This window comes from Cupriavidus sp. BIS7 (genome assembly GCF_000292345.1).
In the GTDB taxonomy this organism is placed as follows: Bacteria; Pseudomonadota; Gammaproteobacteria; order Burkholderiales; family Burkholderiaceae; genus Cupriavidus.
Genome location: NZ_ALOU01000097.1, coordinates 1 through 22,389 on the forward strand (window position 1 = coordinate 1; position 22,389 = coordinate 22,389).

General features: G+C 64.5%; 24 protein-coding genes. 17 read left to right on the top strand and 7 right to left on the bottom strand.

Annotated features, from left to right (window positions below; genetic code table 11):
* Positions 1–62: 62 nt before the first annotated feature.
* From B552_RS0125840 to B552_RS0125860, 5 genes are all read left to right on the top strand, one after another.
* The gene (locus B552_RS0125840) at positions 63–1,076 is read left to right on the top strand and encodes an NADP-dependent oxidoreductase (protein ID WP_019451962.1); all 1,014 of its coding nucleotides are present in this window, start codon (positions 63–65) and stop codon (positions 1,074–1,076) included.
* A 34-nt stretch (positions 1,077–1,110) separates the two neighbouring features.
* Positions 1,111–1,944 carry a class II aldolase/adducin family protein gene (locus tag B552_RS0125845; RefSeq protein ID WP_019451963.1) on the top strand — a complete coding sequence of 278 codons (834 nt, stop codon included), beginning with the start codon at positions 1,111–1,113 and terminating at the stop codon, positions 1,942–1,944.
* A gap of 16 nt (positions 1,945–1,960) precedes the next feature.
* Positions 1,961–2,905: a glutathione S-transferase family protein gene (locus B552_RS0125850; RefSeq protein ID WP_019451964.1), complete on the top strand. Its 945-nt coding sequence runs from the start codon at positions 1,961–1,963 to the stop codon at positions 2,903–2,905.
* 18 nt (positions 2,906–2,923) lie between these two features.
* Positions 2,924–3,826 carry an SDR family oxidoreductase gene (locus B552_RS0125855; RefSeq protein WP_019451965.1) on the top strand — a complete coding sequence of 301 codons (903 nt, stop codon included), beginning with the start codon at positions 2,924–2,926 and terminating at the stop codon, positions 3,824–3,826.
* An 85-nt stretch (positions 3,827–3,911) separates the two neighbouring features.
* Entirely contained in the window at positions 3,912–4,832 is a 921-nt protein-coding gene (locus B552_RS0125860) for an alpha/beta hydrolase (protein ID WP_026036055.1), read from the top strand.
* A gap of 58 nt (positions 4,833–4,890) precedes the next feature.
* Here B552_RS0125860 and B552_RS0125865 read toward each other — a convergent pair whose 3' ends face one another.
* On the bottom strand, positions 4,891–5,412 hold the full coding sequence (locus tag B552_RS0125865; RefSeq protein WP_019451967.1) for an O-acetyl-ADP-ribose deacetylase: 522 nt from the start codon (positions 5,410–5,412) through the stop codon (positions 4,891–4,893).
* Positions 5,413–5,566: 154 nt separating this feature from the next.
* On the opposite strand from B552_RS0125865, the gene B552_RS0125870 reads away from it, so the two are divergent.
* The 3 genes from B552_RS0125870 (at position 5,567) to B552_RS0125880 (ending at position 8,219) form a co-directional block, all read left to right on the top strand.
* A complete protein-coding gene (locus B552_RS0125870; protein ID WP_051003621.1) occupies positions 5,567–6,577 on the top strand; it encodes an alpha/beta hydrolase in 1,011 nt (336 codons plus the stop codon).
* Between the two features lie 153 nt (positions 6,578–6,730).
* The gene (locus B552_RS0125875) at positions 6,731–7,726 is read left to right on the top strand and encodes a tripartite tricarboxylate transporter substrate binding protein (RefSeq protein WP_019451969.1); all 996 of its coding nucleotides are present in this window, start codon (positions 6,731–6,733) and stop codon (positions 7,724–7,726) included.
* Positions 7,727–7,781: 55 nt separating this feature from the next.
* The gene (locus B552_RS0125880; RefSeq protein ID WP_019451970.1) at positions 7,782–8,219 is read left to right on the top strand and encodes a YbgC/FadM family acyl-CoA thioesterase; all 438 of its coding nucleotides are present in this window, start codon (positions 7,782–7,784) and stop codon (positions 8,217–8,219) included.
* A gap of 15 nt (positions 8,220–8,234) precedes the next feature.
* Here B552_RS0125880 and otnI read toward each other — a convergent pair whose 3' ends face one another.
* Positions 8,235–9,017 carry a 2-oxo-tetronate isomerase gene (gene otnI / locus B552_RS0125885; RefSeq protein ID WP_019451971.1) on the bottom strand — a complete coding sequence of 261 codons (783 nt, stop codon included), beginning with the start codon at positions 9,015–9,017 and terminating at the stop codon, positions 8,235–8,237.
* Between the two features lie 76 nt (positions 9,018–9,093).
* On the bottom strand, positions 9,094–10,371 hold the full coding sequence (otnK, locus tag B552_RS0125890; RefSeq protein WP_019451972.1) for a 3-oxo-tetronate kinase: 1,278 nt from the start codon (positions 10,369–10,371) through the stop codon (positions 9,094–9,096).
* A gap of 174 nt (positions 10,372–10,545) precedes the next feature.
* Between otnK and B552_RS0125895 the strand changes: the two genes are divergently transcribed.
* Positions 10,546–10,971 (top strand): GNAT family N-acetyltransferase, encoded by a 426-nt coding sequence (locus B552_RS0125895; RefSeq protein WP_019451973.1) that lies wholly within the window; start codon positions 10,546–10,548, stop codon positions 10,969–10,971.
* Between the two features lie 33 nt (positions 10,972–11,004).
* Here the strand turns inward: B552_RS0125895 and B552_RS0125900 are convergent, their stop codons facing one another.
* Genes B552_RS0125900 through B552_RS0125910 form a run of 3 tightly spaced genes read right to left on the bottom strand, consistent with a single transcriptional unit; the run spans position 11,005 to position 13,233 of the window.
* Entirely contained in the window at positions 11,005–11,883 is an 879-nt protein-coding gene (locus tag B552_RS0125900; protein WP_026036056.1) for an NRDE family protein, read from the bottom strand.
* A 29-nt stretch (positions 11,884–11,912) separates the two neighbouring features.
* Positions 11,913–12,203 carry a DUF4936 family protein gene (locus tag B552_RS0125905; RefSeq protein WP_019451975.1) on the bottom strand — a complete coding sequence of 97 codons (291 nt, stop codon included), beginning with the start codon at positions 12,201–12,203 and terminating at the stop codon, positions 11,913–11,915.
* 19 nt (positions 12,204–12,222) lie between these two features.
* Positions 12,223–13,233: a folate-binding protein YgfZ gene (locus B552_RS0125910; RefSeq protein WP_019451976.1), complete on the bottom strand. Its 1,011-nt coding sequence runs from the start codon at positions 13,231–13,233 to the stop codon at positions 12,223–12,225.
* 187 nt (positions 13,234–13,420) lie between these two features.
* On the opposite strand from B552_RS0125910, the gene mltG reads away from it, so the two are divergent.
* The 6 genes from mltG to B552_RS0125940 all read left to right on the top strand — a co-directional run bounded on the left by mltG (position 13,421) and on the right by B552_RS0125940 (position 18,269).
* Positions 13,421–14,419 (top strand): endolytic transglycosylase MltG, encoded by a 999-nt coding sequence (gene mltG / locus B552_RS0125915; protein ID WP_026036057.1) that lies wholly within the window; start codon positions 13,421–13,423, stop codon positions 14,417–14,419.
* Between the two features lie 4 nt (positions 14,420–14,423).
* The gene (gene tmk, locus B552_RS0125920; RefSeq protein ID WP_019451978.1) at positions 14,424–15,026 is read left to right on the top strand and encodes a dTMP kinase; all 603 of its coding nucleotides are present in this window, start codon (positions 14,424–14,426) and stop codon (positions 15,024–15,026) included.
* Positions 15,027–15,112: 86 nt separating this feature from the next.
* A complete protein-coding gene (locus B552_RS0125925; RefSeq protein WP_019451979.1) occupies positions 15,113–16,129 on the top strand; it encodes a DNA polymerase III subunit delta' in 1,017 nt (338 codons plus the stop codon).
* Positions 16,130–16,225: 96 nt separating this feature from the next.
* Positions 16,226–16,645, top strand: coding sequence for a PilZ domain-containing protein (locus tag B552_RS0125930; RefSeq protein WP_019451980.1), 420 nt, complete (start codon positions 16,226–16,228; stop codon positions 16,643–16,645).
* Positions 16,646–16,759: 114 nt separating this feature from the next.
* Positions 16,760–17,557 carry a TatD family hydrolase gene (locus tag B552_RS0125935; protein WP_019451981.1) on the top strand — a complete coding sequence of 266 codons (798 nt, stop codon included), beginning with the start codon at positions 16,760–16,762 and terminating at the stop codon, positions 17,555–17,557.
* Between the two features lies 1 nt (position 17,558).
* Entirely contained in the window at positions 17,559–18,269 is a 711-nt protein-coding gene (locus B552_RS0125940) for an ankyrin repeat domain-containing protein (RefSeq protein WP_085958803.1), read from the top strand.
* A gap of 40 nt (positions 18,270–18,309) precedes the next feature.
* Here the strand turns inward: B552_RS0125940 and B552_RS0125945 are convergent, their stop codons facing one another.
* Positions 18,310–19,350 carry a J domain-containing protein gene (locus B552_RS0125945; RefSeq protein WP_019451983.1) on the bottom strand — a complete coding sequence of 347 codons (1,041 nt, stop codon included), beginning with the start codon at positions 19,348–19,350 and terminating at the stop codon, positions 18,310–18,312.
* A gap of 261 nt (positions 19,351–19,611) precedes the next feature.
* On the opposite strand from B552_RS0125945, the gene B552_RS0125950 reads away from it, so the two are divergent.
* Together B552_RS0125950 and B552_RS0125955 are read left to right on the top strand one after the other, a co-directional pair.
* Positions 19,612–20,799 carry an HD-GYP domain-containing protein gene (locus B552_RS0125950; RefSeq protein ID WP_026036058.1) on the top strand — a complete coding sequence of 396 codons (1,188 nt, stop codon included), beginning with the start codon at positions 19,612–19,614 and terminating at the stop codon, positions 20,797–20,799.
* A 132-nt stretch (positions 20,800–20,931) separates the two neighbouring features.
* Positions 20,932–22,275: a mechanosensitive ion channel domain-containing protein gene (locus B552_RS0125955; RefSeq protein ID WP_019451985.1), complete on the top strand. Its 1,344-nt coding sequence runs from the start codon at positions 20,932–20,934 to the stop codon at positions 22,273–22,275.
* Positions 22,276–22,389 lie beyond the last annotated feature (114 nt).

Here is a 22,389-nt window from a genome sequence, read left to right on the forward strand (position 1 = left end):
CGGCTGATCCCGCCGCGCCAATACCCCAACACGTCTACCTGTAACGAGTGAAGGATCCGAATATGTCGAAGCAAACCTACAAGCGCATCGTCCTGGCCTCGCGTCCCGAGGCAGCGGTAACCCCGGACAACTTCCGCCTCGAGGAAGTACCCGTGCCGGAACTCGCCGATGGCCAGGTGCTGGTACGCAACCATTACCTGTCGCTGGACCCGTACATGCGCGGCCGCATGAGCGAGAGCAAGTCATACGCCGATCCGCAGCCGCTGGGCGAGGTGATGATTGGCGGTACCGTCGGTGAGGTCATCGCCAGCAAGAACCCGAAGTGGAACGTCGGCGACAAGGTCGTCGGCATGTTCGGCTGGCAGGAGCTTGGCGTCAGCGACGGCGGCATGATGCAGAGGGTCGATACCACGCACATCCCGCTGTCCGCCTATCTGGGCTCGGTGGGCATGCCCGGCGTCACGGCCTGGTACGGCCTGAACAAGATCATCGCGCCGAAGGCCGGTGAAACCATCGTTGTCAGCGCCGCGTCGGGCGCGGTCGGCAGCGTGGTGGGTCAGCTGGCCAAGCTGGCAGGTTGCTACGTGGTGGGCGTGGCTGGCGGCAAGGACAAGTGCGACTACGTGACCAACGAACTCGGTTTCGATGCCTGCGTGGACTACAAGGCCGCCAAGGATGCCAAGGAACTGTATGCGATGCTCAAGGCCGTGACGCCGAAGGGCATCGACGGCTATTTCGAGAACGTCGGCGGGGATATCCTCGACGTCGTGCTGTCGCGCCTGAACCCGTTCGCGCGCATCGCGGTCTGCGGCCTGATCGCAGGCTATGACGGCCAGGACATGCCGATCCGCAACCCGCGAGCGATCCTGGTTTCGCGCTGCAAGATCGAAGGCTTCATCGTGTCCGAGCATATGGAACTGTGGCCGCAGGCGCTTGGTGAACTGGGCAAGTACGTCGCGCAGGGCAAGCTCAAGTTCCGCGAGAGCATTGCCGAGGGGCTGGCCAGTGCGCCGGAGGCGTTCATGGGCCTGCTGAAGGGCAAGAACTTCGGCAAGCAGCTTGTGAAGCTGGTCTGAGCCGCATTCCAAATAAGAGAAACAGGAGACAGCCATGAACGCCCCGCAAACCAATGACGAAATCGGTGCCGGCCTCTCTGAAGAGGTCAAGGCCCGCTATCGCAACCTGCCGCGCCCGCCGCAGTTCGATACGCCGGCGCTGGAGCGCCTGCATCGGAAGCAGCGGCTCGCTGCGGCGTTCCGGCTGTTCTCCAAGTTCGGTTTCGATGAAGGCGTGGCCGGCCACATCACGGCACGCGACCCCGAATTCACAGACACGTTCTGGGTCAACCCGTTCGGTGTGCATTTCAGCCAGGTCAAGGTGTCGAACCTGATTCGCTGCGATCACCACGGCAACGTCGTGGAAGGCGAATACCCGGTCAATGCCGCCGCGTTCGCAATTCACTCGCGCGTGCATCAGACCCGCTCCGATGCCGTAGCCGCCGCCCATTCGCATAGCACCCATGGCCGCGCGTGGTCCACGCTCGGCCGCAAGCTCGATCCGCTGACGCAGGATGTCTGCGCGTTCTATGACGACCATGCGCTCTACGACGACTTTGGCGGCGTGGTGGTCGAACTCGATGAAGGCCAGCGCATCGCCAACGCGCTCGGCGACAACAAGGCGGCGATCCTGCAGAACCATGGCCTGCTGACCGTCGGCAAGACCGTGGACGAGGCCGCGTGGTGGTTCATCACGATGGAGCGGTCCTGTCAGGTGCAACTGCTGGCCGAAGCCGCTGCTGCGCACACCGGCCAGGCCCCGAAGGCGATCAGCGATGCCGCGGCACGCCAGGCGTATTCGATCGTGGGTACCGCGCAGGCTGGCTGGTTCCAGTTTCAGCCGCTGTACGCGCGAATCGTGAAGGAGCAGCCGGACCTGCTCGACTGATCCCGGGGAGGCGCGCATGGCAGAAATCATTATTCATCAGTACGCGACGTCGCCATTCTCGGAGAAGGTTCGCCTTTTGATGGGTGCCAAGGGGCTGTCCTGGTGCGCGGTGGAGATCCCGCCGATACTGCCCAAGCCGGACCTTGTTGCGTTGACTGGCGGCTACCGGCGCACGCCAGTCATGCAGATCGGCAGCGATATCTACTGCGATACGGCATTGATCAGCGAGGTGCTGGACCGGCTGGCCCCGAATCCGACGTTGTATCCAGCCAGCCAGGCGGCATCATCGCGCGCCATGGCGGCATGGCTGGACAGCGCACTGTTCACGGCATCGGTCACCTATACGATGCAGCCGGCCGGCGCGCAAACCATGCTGGCGCATCTGACCCCGGCCCAGATCCAGGCGTTTATCGCAGACCGGATCGCCATGCGCGGGGAGACCAATGCGCTGCGCATGCCGCAGGCCGAAGCGGCCGCGCTGCTGCATGAGACGTTCGGCCGCCTGCAGCAGCAGTTCGCGGCGGGTGTTCAGCATGTGGCAGGCCCGGATCTGTCGATCGCCGATTTCTCGTTGTTTCACAACATCTGGTTCATTCGCCGCGCCACGGCGCTGGCCGCGATTCTTGACGCCTATCCGCTGGTGCAGGCGTTGTTTGCGCGCATGCAGTTGTACGGGCACGGCAAGCTGCGTGTGATACCGGCGGAAGATGCGCTGACCGAAGCGTATGGCAACGACCCGCTTCCGCACGATACGACGATCCTGCCCGGCAGCGGCTTCTCTGCTGGCGACGCGGTTACGGTGACCCCAACCGACTACGCAAAGGACCCTGTGGCCGGCGTGCTGATGACGCTGACCGAGCATGTGGTGACGATACGGCGGCAAGACCCGCGCGCGGGTGCCGTCAACGTGCATTTCCCGAGACAGAACTATCACGTACAGGCCGCAGAGCAGGCCTACTAATAAGCGGAGGGAGACAACATGAAGCAGTTCGAAAACAAGGTAGCAGTGATTACCGGCGGCGCTTCGGGATTCGGCAAGGAGTTCGCGCGAATCGGTGCGTCGCTGGGCATGAAGCTGGTGCTGGCGGACGTCCAGGAAGATGCGCTCGACAGCACGGTGGCCGAATTCAAGTCACAGGGCACCCAGGTAATCGGGCTGCGGACCGACGTATCGAAGGCGGAACAGGTCCAGGCGCTGGCCGATGCGGCGATGACCGCGTTTGGCGAGGTCAACCTGCTGTTCAACAACGCAGGCGTTGGCGCTGGCGGCCTGCTCTGGGAAAACACGGAGAAGGATTGGGACTGGGTGCTTGGCGTCAACCTGTATGGCGTGGTTCACGGGGTCCGGATTTTCACGCCGCTGATGCTGGAAGCCGCGCGCAAGGACCCGGGCTACCAGGGCCATATCGTCAACACCGCGTCGATGGCAGGCCTGCTCAGTCCGCCGGCCATGGGCGTGTACAACGTGTCCAAGCATGCGGTGGTGGCGCTGACCGAGACGCTGTACCAGGATCTGGGCCTTGTCACCGAACAGGTACGCTGCTCGGTGCTGTGCCCGTACTTCGTGCCCACCGGCATCACCCAGTCGGGACGTAACCGGCCAGCCAGCCTGGCCAACGACGCGCCGCCCACGCGCTCGCAGATGGTCTCCCAGGCGCTGTCCGACAAGGCCGTCAGCTCCGGCAAGGTCAGCGCAGCGGATGTGGCGCGGCTGACGTTCGATGCCATCCGAGACGAAGGCTTCTATATCTACTCCCACCCGAACCAGCTGGAGGCAGTGCACCGGCGCATGGACGACATCGTCGGCCAGCGCAATCCGAGCGATCCGTTCGGTGACAAGAGCGAAGTGCGCGCCGCCCTGGTTGCCGCGTTGCGCGGCTGAGCGGGCCGCATTCCTGCTTGAACGGACAGGAACGGACAGGAACGGACGGGAACGAACAGGAGAGAAGATGGCGAAGGAGACCATGATGACCACACCAGCCGTGATTCACCACTTGCAGTTTGCCAACCTGCCAAACGGGACGCGATTGCACTACGCGAGCGCCGGGGAGCAGGGCCGGCCGCTGATCCTGTTCGTGCACGGTTTCCCGGAGTTCTGGTTCGCGTGGGAAAACCAGCTTGCGGAGTTCGGCCAGACGCATTTCGCGGTGGCGCCAGACCTGCGCGGCTTCAATCTGTCGAGCAAGCCGGCCGAGGTTGACGCCTACAAGCCGAAGCACCTGGTCGAGGATCTGGTGCAGTTCATCCGCGTGCTTGGCTACGAGCGCTGCGTGATCGTGGCGCACGACTGGGGCGGTGCCATCTGCTGGAACCTGGCCGCGCAGATGCCCGACCTGATCGAGCGTTTCGTCATCATCAACTCGCCGCACCCGTACGTGTTTGCGCGCGCGCTGAGCAGTGACCCCGCGCAGCAGCAGGCGTCGGCCTACATGAACTGGCTGCGCAAGCCGGGGTCGGAACAGGCGCTGGCTGCCAACGACTTCGCGTTGATCGAGAAAATGCTGACTGGCGATGCAGCCGTCACGCCTGCCTGGTTCGCGGGGGAAACCCGCGAGAAGTATCACGCCGCATGGTCTCAGCCGGGTGACGGCGGGTCGCATCCACTGACGGGCAGCGTCAACTACTACCGCGCGTCGCCAATGCACCCGCCCACGCCGGGTGAGGCCGCGCCCGATATCTCGCGCCTTGATCCATCCGCATTCGTCGTGCGCGTTCCTACGCTGGTCATCTGGGGCGAGAACGACCGGGCCTTGCCGAAGTCGCTTGTCAACGGGTTGGAGGAATTCGTACCCGACATGCGGCTGGAGCGCATTCCCGAGGGCACGCACTGGGTCATTCACGAACAGCCGGAACGTGTGAATCACCTGATTCGCAGTGCGTTGCCGTAGACGCGCCTCAGGTACCCCAGGCGCGTCCTAAAAGATGGCAGACGCGGGCGGCTCCGGTTCAGGTGAGCCGTTCGCGATACAGCCGATAGTTCTCGTCATCGAAGCACACGAAGGTCACCTGTTCGATCGAGCGGGCCTTCGCCAGCGCATCCCGCACGGCCGCAATCGCGATGTCCACGGCCCGCTCGCGCGGAAAGCCGTAGATGCCCGTGCTGATATTCGGGAATGCCACCGTGCGCAGGTTGTGCTCGCCCGCCAACCGGATGCTGTTCCGGTATGCGTTGGCCAGCAGTGCATCTTCGTTCTGGCTGCCGCCTTTCCATACCGGGCCTACGGCATGGATGACATACGGGGCAGGCAGCAGGCCGCCCGTGGTGATCACGGCCTCGCCTGTCGCACAGCCGCCCTGTGTGTCGCGAATCGCTCGGCAGGCAGCCATGATCGCCGGCCCGCCCGCGCCATGGATCGCACCATCGACGCCGCCGCCGCCCAGCAGACCGCTGTTGGCCGCATTGACGATGGCATCGACTTCCATCCGCGTGATGTCGCCGTGCACAACCTGCAAGTGTTCGCCTGTCATAGTGTCTCCTGGTTCTGGCGGACGATGGATTCGCGCCTGACCTCAAGCATAGGCCGCGAAATCGACTTGCGCATCTGGCCGATCATCGCGCAGAAGCCGCAGCGATGTGGAGATCAAGGGTTATTTCGTAATGAAGCGCAGTGGAATCGCTGGCATGATACGGAAATCGAACGACCGTTCACAATTAGAACTCCAGTACATGCCTGCGCAGCCGTTGGACCCCCAGGTCGCCCAGTTGCTCGACCTGATCGCGCGTGCCAGGCGGCCGTCCATCCACACGATGGACCCAATCGACGCCAAGATTGCGTACGAGAAGAGCGCGCCGATTCTCGACCTTCCTCCCGCCCCTGTGCATGCGGTCGAGGACTTCTACGTGACCGCGCGCGATGGCCATGCGGTGCCCGTGCGCCTCTACGCGCCGCGTGAAGCAAGCTGGGCCGATCCACTGCCGCTGCTGGTCTATTTCCATGGTGGCGGGTTTACGGTCGGCAGCATCAATTCACACGACTCACTGTGCAGGATGTTCTGTAATGCGGCGGAATGCCTGGTCCTGTCCGTCGACTACAGGCTGGGGCCCGACTGGAAGTTTCCGGTTGCGGCCAATGACGCATTCGATGTGCTGCACTGGGTTTTCGAAGAAGCAGCGCGGATCGGCGCCGACCCCGGACGTATCGCGCTCGGTGGCGACAGCGCCGGCGGGACGCTGGCGGCGGCCTGCGCGGTGGAGGCCAGGAACCATGGGCTGGCCCCGGTGCTGCAGATGCTGATTTATCCGGGCACCAGCGCGCGTCGGGATTCGGCTTCGCGCCGTGAGCTTGCCGAGGGCTATCTGCTGACCGCCGAGATGATCGAGTGGTTCTTCTCGCAATACCTGGATACCGAAGAGAGCCGTGACGACTGGCGCTTTGCGCCGCTAGACGGTGGCGGGCAGGGCGCCGATGTGCAAGGCTGCTGCCGGGCCTGGATTGCCGTGGCCGGCTACGATCCGCTCCATGACGAGGGCGTGGCCTATGCCGCAAAGCTCGAAGCGGCCGGCGTGGCTGCGGAGTTGGCGGACTACCCGACCATGATTCACGATTTTTTCAAGCTCGGGCGCTTTATTGGTGCGGTGGCCGGCGCGCATGCCGACGCCGTGGCCGCACTGCGCGGGGCCTTTGATATGTAGAAATGTCCGGCGCCGTTCCGGACCATCGTCCGACCCCTCTCACAGAATTGCGGGGCGGGCGCGCATCTGTCCAACGGTTCAATCGAAGTCGAAGTCCCAATCGCATTCGCAATCGCAACAGCGCATTCTTGCAGCAGAAGGAGACATAAAAACATGCAACGCCGCCGCTTTCTCGTCCGCGCCATCGCTCGCGCCAGCCTGCTCGCCGCTACTGCCGTGGCGGGGTTCGCCGCCATGCCGGCACACGCCCAGGCGGACAAGTTCCCGCAGCGCCCGATCCGCCTGATCATCGGCTACACGGCCGGCGGTTCCACCGATATCCCGTTCCGGGTGCTGGCAGAGAACGCATCGAAGATCCTTGGCCAGCCGGTCATCGTCGAGAACAAGCCCGGCGCTGGTGGCGTGCTGCCCGCGCAGATGATGCAGTCGACCGCGCCCGACGGCTATACGCTGGCCCAGGTGGCCATGCCGGTGTACCGCCTGCCGTACACCACCAAGATCAACTGGGACCCGGTCAAGGACCTGACCTATGTGATCAACCTGGCGGGCTACTCGTTCGGCCTGGTCGTACCTGTGGATTCGCCGATCAAGACGATGCAGGACTACATCGCCTACGCAAAGGCCAATCCGGGCAAGCTCACCTATGGCTCGCCGGGTTCCATGACCACGTTGCACCTGACCATGGAAGACCTGGCCATGCGCCAGGGCGTGCAGTTCTCGCATATCCCATACAAGGGCAATTCGGAATCGATGCAGGCGCTGCTGGGCGGCCACGTGATGTCGGTGGCCGATACGCCGGCGTGGGCCCAGTACGTGGAATCGGGCAAGCTGCGCCTGCTGTCCACCTGGGGCGACAAGCGCTCGGCGCGGTTCCCGAACGTGCCGACGCTGAAGGAACTCGGCATGGGTATCGTGCAAACCTCGCCGTTTGGCGTGGTGGCGCCCAAGGGCACCGATCCGAAGATCGTGCAGAAGCTGCATGACGCGTTCAAGCAGGCCATGGAAATGCCGAACTATCGCGAATCGCTGGCCAAGTTCGACATGGAGCCGTACTACATGAGCAGCAGCCAGTACCAGGCGTTTGCCGCCGATACGGTCAAGCGTGAGCGCGCGATCATCGAAAAGCTGGGTTTGGCCAAGGGGCAGTAAGCAGGCCGTGGGGTGCCCGGAATGGGCGCCCCGTTTTATCAGGAGCTTCAAACCGATGGCCAAAGAGGATTTTCGCCACAGCATGCCGCTGCGCGTGCGCTGGGCCGAGGTCGATCCGCAATCGATCGTCTTCAATGCCCACTACCTGACCTATTGCGATATCTGCGTGACCGAGTACTGGCGCGCGGTCGGCATTCGCTATCCCGAGGACGTGCTGCACGCTCACGGCGTGGACATCTTCGTGGTCAAGTCCACGCTTGAATATCACGCGTCGGCGCGCTTCGACGACGTACTCGACATTCGCGGCCGCATGGCGCGGCTCGGCAAGTCGAGCATGCTGTTCCGCGTGGAGATGTACCGTGGCGACGAGCACCTGATTACCGGGGAGATCGTCTACGTGTGCGCCGATCCGCAGACGCAGAAATCTGCGCCGATCCCGGCCCAGGTGCGCGATCAGATCGACGCGTGGGAGGTGGTGAAACCGGCTGCATAAGCAGCCGACTCACCGTTATCGGCCCAGGTAGCCCTTGATCCAGCCAAGCCCCGCCGACGTGCCGCCGCGCGGGCGGTATTCGCAGCCGATCCAGCCCGAATAGCCAAGCTCGTCGATTACGTCGAACAGATACGGGTAGTTCAGCTCGCCGATATCGGGTTCGTGGCGCTCCGGCACGCCGGCGATCTGGATATGGCCGATGCCGCCGAAATCGCGCTTGAGCTTGACGGCGAGGTCGCCCTCCATGATCTGGCAGTGGTAGCAGTCGAACTGCACCTTGAGGTTGGCCGCGCCAACCTGCCGGCAGATCGTGTGGCCGTCGGACTGCAGGTTCAGGAAATAGCCCGGCATGTCGCGCGTGTTGATCGGCTCGATCAGCACCGTGATGCCATGTGCCGCAGCGGAAGCGGCCGCGTAGGCCAGGTTTTCGAGGTAGACGGCGCGGCAGCGGGCACGGTCCGCATTTGCCGGCACGATACCGGCCATCACGTGCACGCGGTCATTGCCCAGCACGGCCGCGTATTCCAGCGCGCGGGCAAAGCCGCCGCGGAACTCGGCCTCGCGGCCGGGCAGGGCGGCAGTGCCACGGTCGCCAGCGCCCCAGTCTCCCGGCGGCGCATTGAACAGCGCCTGCGTCAGCCCGTTGTCGTCGAGCCGCTTGCGGATCTCAGTGGCCGGGTGGTCGTACGGAAACAGGTACTCCACGGCCCGGAACCCATCGCTTGCCGCGGCGGCAAAGCGGTCCAGGAAGTCGTGCTCCGTGTACATCATCGAAAGGTTCGCGGCAAAGCGCGGCATTTCAGGGTCTCCTTCTACTGAATGTTCGTGAAGTTCTCGTAGTTCTCGCAGTTCTCGTGCTCAGCGGCGGCCTGGCCTATCGCGCGCCGCCAAGCTGTTGCAGCGCGGCCTCGAAGAAATTTTCGCCACCGAAGTTTCCGGACTTCAGCGCCAGCGCGAGCGGCTCATCGTCCAGTGTCACCGTGACCGGCACGCCCGGGGCGACCTGCCTGCCAATACGCAGCGCGCCCACCCCCAGCGCCTGCACCACGGCACCCGAAGTTTCTCCGCCCGCCACCACAAAGCGCCGCGTGCCGCGAGCCTTGAGGCTGGCCGCGACGCATGCCAGCGCGTGTTCGACAAGCGTGCCCGCACGGACCACGCCAAGCTCGGCCTGCACGGCCTTGACCACTTCCGGCTGGTCTGTGGCGTAGATCAGCACCGGCTCGTCGTGCGCGCGTGCGAAGGCCAGCGCTTCGTCCACCACGGCTTCGCCACGCGCCAGGCGCAGTGGGTCGATCCGTATGGCCGGACGCTTGCTGGCGATCCAGTACGCGACCTGGTCGTTCGTGGCGCGCGATACGCTGCCGGCCAGCACGACACCAGGTCCGTTGACGGCAGGAAGCTCGGCGGCATTGGTACGCACCGGCAGCAATCCGGCGCGGCGGAAATTCTCGGGCAGGCCAAGCGCAATGCCGGACGCGCCTGTAATCAGCGGAAGCGTGGCGCAAGCCTGCCCCAGCGTGAGAAGGTCGGCGTCGGAGATCGCATCGGCAATCGCCAGTTGCACACCTTCTTTGCGCAGCACGTCGATGCGGGCGCGCACGGCCTCGGCACCGTTGGCGACCACGTCGTAGCGCAGCAGCCCGACCTTCGACTGGCTCTGGCGCTGAAGCACGCGCACGAGGTTGGCGTCCGTCATCGGCGTCAGCGGATGATGCTCCATGCCGGATTCATTGAGCAGCGCGTCCGCCACGAACAGGTGACCGCGAAAAACCGTGCGGCCGTTCTCGGGGAAGGCCGGGCAGGCGATCGTGAAGTCACTGCCGAGCGCCTGGAGCAACGCGTCGGCGACCGGGCCGATATTGCCGGCATCGGTCGAATCGAATGTCGATCGGTACTTGAACACAATCTGGTGACACCCCTGGTCGCGGAGCCAGCGCAGTGCCGCCAGCGACTGCCTGACGGCATCGGCGGCGGGAATGGTGCGCGATTTCAGCGCGACCACAAGCGCGTCTGCCTCCACCGGGGCGCCAGGCACGCCAATCGTCTGCACCGTGCGCATGCCTTGCCGCACGAGCGTATTGGCGAGGTCGGTGGCGCCGGTGAAGTCATCGGCAATACAACCGAGCAGTGGACGCTGGGATTGGGTCAACGGAGGGTCGCCTGGCGAGGTATTCAAGTCATCATACAAGTGTGGCGGAAGATGCCGACAAGGGGAATCCCTAAGGCGCCTCAACGAACGGCCGATAATCGCGCCGCTGCCGTCCGATATGGATGCCGGAAGGCGTATGATCTCGCCTTCCTCAGACTTTCATCGGCCCGCATCATGTCCGCCTCCGTTCTCGTCTGCGCCTGGGAAGAAGCCCGCGAGCGCGCCCGTGCAATCCGCTACACCGTATTCGTCGAGGAGCAGGGCGTGCCGGTGGAACTGGAATGGGATGAGATGGACGCGCCAAGCTGGCACGCGCTGGCGTTCGCCGAAGACGGCACGCCGGTGGCGACGGGCCGCTTGCTGCCGGACGGCCATATCGGCCGCATGGCGGTGCTCAAGTCGGCACGCGGCACGGGCATGGGGGCGAAGGTGCTTGACGCGCTGATGGCCAAGGCGGCCGAACTCCGCTACCCCGAACTGATCCTCAACGCGCAGACCCACGCGGCGCCGTTCTACGCGCGCGTGGGATTCGAGCAGGTGGGGGACGAATTCGAGGAGGCCGGGATACCGCATATCGAGATGCGCAAGCGGATCGTCTGATCGGCACCTGCTGGACGCAGGCCTCAGGGGCTCTCAGCGTGGCGCGGGAACTGTTCCAGTATCGCGCGCCACATTGAGCTGGCCGCGATAGGACACTTCGCCGCTCTGACCGTCTGCGTCGAAGCTCCGTTCGACGAAATCGAAGCGGCCATCATGCCGCACCCTCAACACGGTGCTGGCGCGCGTGCCGTAGTTTGGCGAGCGGATGAACGCCGACGACAGCAGCTTTTCCCATTCGGGCGCCACGCCCGTGCTCGGCAGTTCCCAGTCAGGGGCCTGGCGCTCGTCGGCCAGTAGCTGCAGGTAGGGCTCGACATTCGATCCAACCTGGCCACGATCAGCCGCCAGCACTTCGCACATCGCACCCACGCGGCTGCGGACCTTGGGCCACGGGGTATCCAGCAGCGCATTGGACAGGCCGTAGAGCCCGGGTTTGAGCCGCTGCGGCTGACGCGATTTCGAGCGGTTGCTGTACCACCAGAGGTCGTGCAGGTCGCTGGTCAGCAGGTTGAAGCCGTTGTAGGCGCCGTGATCGCTGGCAAGATCGTGCAGGTAGTCATGCGGCGACTGGTCGCCACGCAGGAAATGCGCCACGAGTTCGCCGCGCGAGCGGGCATCGGTACGCTTTTCGGACGGGGCGCGATAGTTGGTCAGCGCGGCAAAGCGTGCGCCTTCCAGGCCTTGCTGCCCGGGCTGCGCATGCTGTCCATGCTGGACATTGGCGCCGGCAATTCCCATCCAGGTGCCGGCATCGCCGATCACCTCCGCCAGGTCGCGGCCGCCCAGCACCTCGGGGGCATCCTGCCACCAGTGCGCGGCCGCCGCAGGGCGGACATAGAATTCGTCGCGGTTGCCAGCAACCACCAGGGCATAGTCCGGGTGAGATTGCCAGGCCACCAGAATCAAGCACATATTCCTTCCTTTACTGCTTCGGCCGTGGGCTAGAGCACGTCCAGATCTACGAAACGCTCGCTCATGCGGTCGCCGCTGATCCATTGCGTCAACCCGCTCTGGCGCCAGAGGCCGTCCAGCGTGGCGTCGAACGCCGGTGGGACATCGGCGTAACACTCCATCCACGTCTGCAGGCCGGCGCGGGTTTCCGGCCTGCGCATCAGCGTACCACCAATCCCGGTCGCCTCGGCGACCGTTTCCATCCAGCGATGCCAGTGCGGCAGGGCTTCGGCAGCCCTGTCGTCAGGCACCTTGAAATAGACATAGAGATGATCGCTCATGACGCCCCTCCGGTGTCTGTCAGCCAGCCGCTTCGGCCTCGTTCGGCAGCAGCACTTCGTACGGCAGCGCACGCGTGGACACTGCCGGCCCAGTGGCCGCGCCGAGATGCAGCGCGCCCGCGGCGGCATCGATCTTCAGTTCGGCCAGGCCGTCCCAGCCGCCCTGCGGCGCCGGTGCGACGTTGACCAGCATGCCGCACGGCTGCTCCGGATCTTCGGGACGGAAGATCTCGGCAGCGGCGGCGGGTACGTCGCCTTCGCCATGCACGCGCCACATACGGCGCTTGAGCGTGCCACGGTACTGGCTGCGTGCCACCACCTCCTGGCCCGGGTAGCAGCCCTTGCGGAAGTTGACGCCGCCAATCAGTTCGAAATTGATCATCTGCGGCACGAACTGCTCCTGCGTGGCGGCCGCAATACGCGGAATGCCTGAAGCGATATCGAGCCAGTCCCAGAAGGCGGGGGCTGCGGCGGCCAGCGTGGCGCCCAGCGATTGCTCCAGCGACGCGATCCGGTCGGCCGGCGCGGCAATCTGCCAGCGCGGCTCGCCTTCGGCATCGGCCAGGCGGATCACGGTAACGCCATCTGCCGTGGCTGTGGCCATCGGGCCCTGCGGTGCGGGCAGGCCAGCCTGTTTCAGCGCGGCCTCGGCACCGGCGCCGGCCACGCCAACGATACGGTGCGTGGCGGACAGGTCCGACAGCTTCGCCTTGGCGCGCAGCACGAACATCGTCAGGCGCTTCTGGATAGGCGGCTGGATCTCGGCCGACAGTTGCAGCACGATGCCGTCGGCGTCGCGCCACATCAGGAAGCTGGCCATCAGGCGGCCCTTGGGCGAGCAATAGCCAGCCAGGCGGGCAGTATCGGCGGAGAGGTCCTCGACAGCGTTGGTGAACTGGCTGTGCAGGAAGGTGGCGGCATCGTCGCCGGCCACGCGGATCAGGCCGAGCCCGGCGGGCATGGTCACGATGCCGGTGCTGCGCAGGGATTCAAGGCTGTTGGCGAGGGGCGTAAATTCGGTGGCGGACATGCAAACGGTCCTGAATGGCGTAATAAATAGGGGGAGGTGCCGTGTGCCGTGGCACCGCCGTAACTTGCGGTGACACATCGGGCACAAGGCTCCCGGTATTATATGGGCCTGTCGCCATTCCGGCCGGCCGCCAATATGAACCCGACCCGCCGGCGGGGGCATGGCGGCCGGCCTTTGCCATCACTACATGAAACGTCTGTTCCTGCGTCTGGTCGGTGTTCTCGCGGTCTTTGCCATGGCCGTGGCCGGCGCCTTTGCCTGGTGGGCGCATCAGCCGCTTGGCCTGGCCTCATCCCCGATCGAAGTCGTCATCAAGCCGAATTCCGGCGTGATGAGCGTCGGCCGCCAGATCCAGCGCGGCGGCATAGGCATGGACCCGCGCCTGTTCCAGTTGCTCGTGCGCATCACCGGCCATGGCCCCGACCTGAAGGCTGGCGGCTACCAGTTCGAGACCGGCGCCACGCCGCTCGACGTGATCGAAAAAATGGCCAAGGGCGAGGTCACGCACTACGTCGTCACCGTCATCGAAGGCTGGGAGTTCCGCAAGATGCGCGCGGCGGTGGACGCCAGCCCGGCGCTCAAGCACGACACGCAGGGCATGTCCGATGCAGACCTGATGCACGCAATCGGTGCCCCCGAGCCCGCGCCCGAAGGGCTGTTCTTCCCCGATACCTACCTGTTTGCACGCGGCAGCAGCGATATCGAGCTATACAAGCACGCGTATCGCGCGATGCAGAAACGGCTGAACGACGCCTGGAATTCACGCGCCGCGGACCTGCCGTACAAGACCCCGTATGAGGCGCTGGTGATGGCGTCGATCGTCGAAAAGGAAACCGGCCAGGCTGCCGAGCGGCCAATGATCGCGGCCGTGTTCGTGAACCGGCTGCGCAAGAACATGATGCTGCAGACCGATCCCACGGTGATCTACGGCCTGGGCGAGCAGTTCGACGGCAACCTGCGCAAGCGCGATCTGCTGACGGACACCCCTTACAATACGTACACCCGCACCGGCCTGCCGCCCACGCCCATCGCGCTGCCGAGCCTGGCGTCGCTGGCCGCGGCCACGGCGCCGGCGCCGTCCGATGCGCTGTATTTCGTGGCGCGCGGCGACGGCAGCAGCTATTTCTCCAATTCGCTACCCGAACACAATCGCGCGGTCGACAAGTACCAGCGCGGCAAACCTTAAATTCATGCGCGGAAAATTCATTACCTTCGAGGGCATCGATGGCGCGGGCAAGAGCACCCATATCGAGTGGGTGGCCGAGCGCCTGCGCGCGCGTGCCAATGTCGTGACCACCCGGGAGCCCGGTGGCACGCCGCTGGGCGAGGACCTGCGGCAACTGCTGTTGCACCGCACGATGCACCTTGAAACCGAGGCGCTGCTGATGTTCGCGGCACGCCGCGAGCATATCGCCGAGGTCATCGAGCCCGCGCTTTCACGTGGCGACTGGGTAATTTCCGATCGTTTCACCGATGCCACGTTTGCCTACCAGGGCGGCGGGCGCGGTCTGGCGCTGGAAAAGCTCGGTGCGCTTGAGCAGTGGGTGCAGGGCGGTCTTCAGCCCGACCTGACGCTGTTGTTCGATGTGCCGCTGGAAACCGCCAGCGCGCGGCTGGCCAGTGCCCGTGAGCCGGACAAGTTCGAGGCCGAGTCCCGTGCGTTCTTCGAGCGCACGCGCGCCGAATACCTGCGCCGAGCGGCGGAGGCGCCTGACCGCTTCCGCGTGATCGATGCCACGCGATCGATCGACGAAATTCGTGTGACGCTTGAGAAAATCCTCGCAAGTCTCTGATTTTCGATATGTATATCGGCGGTGTGATGTCGGCCCAATAGGTGCCGACAATACATGAGATCACCGCGCTAACCCCTTGAAACAGCATGCTTTATCCCTGGCAACGAAATGATTGGCAACAACTGGCCGCGCTGCGCGACCGGTTGCCGCATGCGCTGCTGTTGCACGGCCAGCAAGGCATTGGCAAGCGCGATCTTGCGCTCCATTTCGCGCAAGGCTTGCTGTGCGAGACGCCGCTTGCCGATAGCCAGCCCTGCAATGCCTGCAGCGCGTGCCACTGGTTCGCCCAGGGCAACCATCCTGATTTCTCGGTGGTGCGGCCCGAGGCGCTGGAAGCCGGGGCCGGCGGGGACGCCGAGTCCGATGGCGAAGGCAGCGGCAAGAAAAAGGCGCCCAGCAAGATCATCCGCATGGAGCAGGTGCGCGCGCTGATCGAGACCGTGGGCGTTGGTACGCACCGCGCCGGTTTGCGCGTGGTGGTGGTCTATCCGCTCGATGCACTCCAGACCGAAGGCGCCAACGCACTGCTGAAGACGCTGGAGGAGCCGCCGCCGTCGACGGTGTTCCTGCTGGTGACGGACCGGATCGACCGTGTGCTGCCGACGATCCTGTCGCGTTGCCGGCAGTTTTCGGTCACGCGGCCCACGCCCACGGCCGCGCTTGAATGGCTGCGCAGCCAGGGCGTTGCAGATGTCGAGGCGCAACTGGCGCTGGCTGGAGGGGCGCCGCTGACGGCGTTGCACGCGGCCGAGGCCGAAGAGCAGCCGCTGCAGCGCTGGCTGGTCGGCCAGTTAGGCAGCGCCGCCGCATTCGACGCGCTGGCCGCGGCTGAGCACGTGCAGAAGCTGCCCGTGCCGCCCGTGCTTGGCATCCTCCAGCGCTGGACCTACGATCTGCTCGCGCTGTGCGTCGGGACTGGCACGGCGCGCTACTTCCCGAAGGAGCAGGCGGCGCTGGCCCGCTGTGCCGGTGCCACCAATGCGCATCGGTTGCAGGCGTTTGCCGCAAGACTGGTCGGACTTCGCCGCAACGAGAACCATCCGTTGGCTGCGCGCCTCGTCATGGAGTCGGTTTTCCTCGATTACCGGCAATTGTTCCGCTAGACGGTAGGAATCAGTCCGCACACGTGGTAAAAGTCGAACCACGCATATTTCCAATAGCCCGTACAAAGCGGGCAATGTTGCAAACAGGGGTCAAACATGAATGCACCATCCATGGTTGCGCCGACGCGACCTGCCGTCGCGCCCGCCGGTGTTGGCAATCCGGCCACGGGCGGCGTGCCGCAGCGTCCAAACGTGCTGTCACTGTCGATCAAGGATCAGGCCGGGCTGTATGCGGCCTACATGCCGTTTCTGGCTCGCGGTGGCATCTTCGTGCCGTCGAACCGGCCGTTCCGGCTCGGCGAGCAGGTGTTCCTGGTGCTTTCGCTGCTGGATCGCCCGCAGAAGTACCAGGTGCAGGGCACCGTGGCATGGATCACGCCAGCCGGTACGCCGATGAAGACGCCAGGCGTGGGCGTGCATCTGCCTGATGACGACAACGGCCGCATGCTGAAGCGTGCCGTGGAAGAGATTCTGGGCAAGGCCATTGAATCGGGGCGGCCGACCCAGACCCTGTAATTGCTTCGGATTTTGCGCGAAGTTTGCTTCGCAACCAATTGTTATATATGAGTTTTTATGGTTTCACGCGTGCGTGTGGTGATCCTCGGACGCTGGCTGGACTGAGATTCCCCCATGTTTGTTGATTCACATTGCCATATCGATTTCCCTGAACTGGCCGAGCGGCTGCCGCAGTTGCTTGAGAACATGCGGGCCAACCAGGTCTCGCACGCGCTTTGCATCTCGGTGACGCTGGAAGACTTCCCGCGTGTGCTGGCGCTGGCCGAGCAGCATCCGAACCTGTACGCGTCGGTCGGCGTGCACCCAGATTATGAGGAAGGCGCGGAAGAGCCGACGCTCGAGCGTCTGGTTACGCTTTCAGCCCATCCGCGTGTGGTTGGCACCGGCGAAACCGGTCTCGACTACTACCGCCTGAACGGCCGCAGCATTGGCGATATGGAGTGGCAGCGCGAGCGGTTCCGCACGCATATCCGCGCCGCGCGCCAGACGGGCAAGCCGCTGATCATCCATACGCGTTCGTCCGCAGACGACACGCTGCGCCTGATGCGCGAAGAGAGCGCGCGCGAGGCGGGTGGCGTCATGCATTGCTTTACCGAGACGTGGGATATCGCCCGGCAGGCGCTGGACGAGGGCTTCCATATCTCGTTCTCGGGCATCGTCACGTTCAAGAGCGCCGCCGACCTGCAGGAAACCGCAAAGAAGGTGCCGCTCGACCGCATGCTGATCGAGACCGACTCGCCGTACCTGGCGCCGGTACCGTACCGCGGCAAGACCAACGAACCGGCCTGGGTTCGCCATGTGGGCGAGTTCATTGCCAAGCTGCGCGGCGTGCCCGTGGAGACCATCGCTGAACAGACGACGGACAATTTCTTCCGTTTGTTCAAGCACATAGACAGGAATGCTAATGCTTGACATGAATATTCGACGACTGGTTGCGGCAACAGCCCTGATCTGTGCGGCCTGCGCAAGCGTGGCCGCGCCGGCCGACGACATGCGCAAGGCCGTCGAATTCGACGATGCCAATACGGCCCAGAAGCTGCTGGCGAAGGGCATCGATCCGAATCTGGTCGACCGTCGCGGCGATCCGATGCTGGTGGTGGCCCTGCGCGAGAAATCGACCAAGGTCGCAACGGCGCTGATCAAGGCAAAGAACATCGACCTCGACAAGACCAACCCTGCCGGCGAGAACGCGCTGATGATGGCCAGCCTGCAAGGTGAGCTGGACATGGTCAAGCTGATGGTCGACGGCGAGGAGGCCGAGGTCAACAAGAAGGGCTGGGCCCCGCTGCACTATGCGGCCACCAACGGCCACAACGATATCGTCAAATACCTGGTCGACCACGCCGCCTATATTGACGCGGAGAGCCCGAACGGTACCACGCCGCTGATGATGGCCGCGCGTGGCGGGCATATCGACACGGTCAAGCTGCTGCTCGACGAAGGCGCCGACATGCGGCTGAAGAACCAGCAAGGCATGACCGTGATCGACTTTGCCGAGCAGTACAACCAGCAGGAAATTGCCAATGGCCTGAAAGCGCGCTGGCAGAAACTCTACGGCGCGGTGCCGCCCCCGGCCCCGAAGCCGAAGCCCTATACGCCGCCCGCCGCCAGCCAGGCGAAGTAAGCCCCCTGTACCAAACGCCGCCTTCATGGCGGCGTTTTTCTTATGGGAATTCGCGTTCGGTAATGGTGACCGATCGCGATTTGCCGGGCACCGTGCAGAGCGTGAGGATGTTGCGTCCGGCGCTGGTGCCGCCCGCCTCCTTGAGTTCCTCGAACACAAAGCGTTCCGAACGGTAGATCTCGCCGGTGTCCAGGCTCTGGTACCGCACGTCATAGCTGCCGGGTGCAATCGCGTCCATCGTGAACGATGACCCGCTGCGGACAAAGCTGGTGCGGACCGGAACGGGCGTGCCGCCATTGACTGCCACAAGCTTGAGCAGGACATCGGAGCGGCTGCGCGAATTGTCGACGGTCAGCATCGACAGCCCGCTGGTGTTCAGCACCGGGTAGCCCGGCAGATAGCCGGAATCCGCCGGCCACGGCAGGCCGCGTGGCGTCAGGCTCGGGCGTGTGTACCGCACATCGCGCACCAGCGTGGCAGGGATGGACGCCGCCGCTTGCGCCGCCAACGCAGGCCGCACGAGTTCAGGGCCGCGCTTGTCCACGTTGGGCTGGTCCGGGGATGTCCATTCGCCCATCAGCACCACAATGGCTGCGCCGATGGCGGCATAAAGCAGGAACGACCATTTCCTGGCCAGCGGCGCGGCCGGGCCGCCGCTGTCGCGTGCGGTTTTGCCAGGCTTCTCGGGTCGCGCCGCGCGCTCCGGGTGGCCGGGGCGACCCGCATCGGGCTGCGGCTGCGTCGGGCTGGCCGGTCTTGCCGGTGCGGCCTGGGCTGGGCGCGCGGAGCGCGGCTGGGCTCTCGCAGCTTGCGCGGCCTGTGCCGCCCGTTGCGCCTGCCGCCGTTTCTGCTCGGCTTCCAGCTTTTCCTGCACTGCAATCCACTGGTCGTGCTCGGCGCGCCTGACCGGGTCGCTCAGGACCTCATAGGCCACGTTGAGCAGCCGCATGATGCGGTTGGCCTGCTCGCTGTCCGCATGCCGGTCCGGATGGTACTTCTGGCTGAGCGACTTGTATGCGGCCCGGATGACTTCGGGCGGGGCATCGCGAGAAACCTTGAGGTTGTCGTAATGGGTATGCATCAGGCGAAGAAGGACGCAATAGCGGTGGTCGACAACAATTAACGGCAGAACGCCAGGATCCTCAAGTGTTCACGGAAACCGGGGGGCGGGTATGCGGGCTATCCAACAAAATCCTGGGTCCGTGTCGGTTTTTCGTTTCGGCGCCCTAAAGTCTGCGCGGAACCTGTCGATATACGCGCGAGGGGGCGAGGGGCCTGTCAAGAGCCTCAAATTTGGGAAGGCGAGGCACACGCTTCGCCAATATTCGATAGGGGCAAGAACATGCTAAGAAGAATCAAGGCGGAGCAGCTTCAGGTGGGCATGTTTGTGGCCAGGCTGGGCGGGCCATGGATCAACCATCCGTTCTGGCGCTCACGCTTTCTGGTCACCAGCGACGATCAGGTCGAACAGATTCGTGCGGCCAACGTGCACGACGTCTGGATCGACATCCTCAAGGGCCGCAACCTGCCGACCCCGGCCACGCCGGAAACGATGGAAACCGAGCCCGCCGATGAGTCCGCGTCGAATTTCGAGGAGGAACTCGAACTCGCGCGGGAACTGGTCAAGACCGGCCGCGCGGTAATCGGGTCGATGTTCAGCGAGGTGCGCATGGGCCGCGCGCTGGAAACCAACGGCGCGCTGCTGCTGGTGGATTCGGCGTCGACGTCGCTGTCGCGCCATTCGCAGGCACTGCTGGCCATGGCGCGGCTCAAGGCCAAGGACGACTATACGTACCTGCATTCGTTTTCGGTCTGCGCGCTGATGATTGCCGTTGGCCGCAGGCTGAAGCTGCCCGATGCGGAGGTCCGCGAGCTTGGGCTGGCGGGGCTGGTCCACGATATCGGCAAGCTGACGCTGCCGGAATCGCTGCTGCTCAAGGCGGGCGATCTTTCGCCGGCCGAGTACGAGCAGATGCGGCGCCACCCGTCGGCCGGATACCGGATTCTGAACGAGGCGCGGCTCTACACCAATATCCCGCTCGATGTCTGCGTGCACCACCATGAGCGCGTGGATGGCCGGGGCTACCCGTTCGGCCTGCACGAGCACGAAATCAGTGTGCACGCCAAGATCGCCGCGATCTGCGACACGTACGATTCGCTGACCTCGCCGCGCCCCAACCACCAGGCTTGGTCCCCGGCGCGCGCCATGGAATATATCGCCGTGCGCGTCGATACGCTGTTCGACCGCCGCGTGTTCAAGGCATTTGCGGGCACGGTCGGCATCTATCCGCTGGGCACCGTGCTGCGGCTGCGCTCGGGCCGGCTGGCCGTGGTCTGCGGGCAGAACGGGAACGAACCGCTGCGTCCGCGCGTGATGACGTTCTATTCCGTGCCGGAGTCGGCCTCGCTGCCGCCAGAGATCATCAATCTGATCGAGAGCGAGGATTCCGTGGTCGCGTTCGAGGACGCGAAGCACTGGGGCTTCACGGACGAGCAACTGATGGAGATGTACGCGCCACACGTGAGTTAAGCCGGTTCCGGAGCAACAGGGCCGGAACCGGTGCGGCATGGGCGGCATGGGCAGCATGGGCGGCGAGATGGGCTGGAAGAGGTAGTAGACTTCGCACTTGTCTAGTTGTCTGCACGTACTGCCTCACGCCCCATGAATTTCGACGCCCTGCTGGACCTGTTCGAGCAACGCATCCCGGCCCATCCGTGGGCACAGATCACCCTGTACGTGGTGGCACTTGTCCTGATCGCCGGCGTTGCCCAATGGCTGGTGGCGCGCGTGGTTGGCCGCGTGGTCTACCGTGTGCTGGGCCTGTCGGGTCACGCCAACTGGGCCGGTGCGCTGCTGCGGCACCGGACCTACCGCCGCCTTGGCTATGCGGTGTTTCTGGCGATCATCACGCTTGGCATCAGCGAGGTGCCGAACCTCGGCCGGTTCTCGGTGGCGATCGAGCGGCTGGCCCATGCCGGTACGTGGATCAGCGTGTTCCTGATGCTGTCCGGCGTGCTGGACGCATGGCAGACGGTGTTTGCCAGCAGCCGCAGCGCGCAGACGCATTCGATCAAGGGCTATGTGCAGGTGGCCCAGCTTGCGCTGTGGCTCGTTTGTGGCGTGCTTGTCCTGTCGATCCTGATCGACCGCTCACCGCTGTGGATGCTGTCCGGCATCGGTGCGATATCGGCCGTGCTGCTGCTCGTGTTCAAGGACACGCTGCTGTCGCTGGTGGCCAGCACGCAGCTTACGTCGAATGACATGCTGCGCATCGGCGACTGGATCGAAATGCCGCAATCGAATGCCGACGGCTTCGTCGTGGACGTGGCGCTGCATACGGTCAAGGTCAAGAACTGGGACAACACCGTGACCACGGTGCCCACCTACAAGCTGTTTTCGGAGAGCTACCGCAACTATCGGCACATGTTCGAGTCGGGCGCACGCCGCATCAAGCGGACGCTGCGCATCGACGCCACCAGCGTACGGTTCCTGAGCGATGACGAGGTCAAGGCGCTGATGCGCTTCCGGCTGCTGCACGACTATCTCGAAGTCAAGCAGCAGGAGGTAGAGCAGAGCAACCGCGAACTGCTGGTAGCCGATACGGACCTGGTCAACCGCCGGCGCCTGACCAACCTCGGCACATTCCGCGCCTATGGCATCGCGTTCCTGCGCGCGCATCCGGAAATCCATCACGATCTGCTGCTCAACCTGCGCATGATGGAATCCGACTCGCAGGGGATCCCGATCGAGGTCTACTGCTTTACCACGCTGACCAACTGGACGGACTACGAGCGCATACAGGGCGATATCTTCGATCACCTCTTCGCGATTCTGCCGGAGTTGGGTTTGCGCGTGTATCAGGCACCGTCCGGGGCCGATTTGAGCGGCTTGCGCAGCGGCGCAACGATCGGCGACCAGCACGCCGCGCTGGCCTTGGCCGCGGCCGATTCGGGCGGGCGTCAGCCGTCGGAGGCGTCAACGGACAAGGCTGACAGGGTCGCTTAGGGTTTGGATCTTTCTCCCCTCTCCCACAAAGTGGGAGAGGGGCCGGGGGAGAGGGCCGGGCGGTTCAAATTGCGAATGGTGGCAAGCAGAGCCTCAATGCCCTCTCCCCCAACC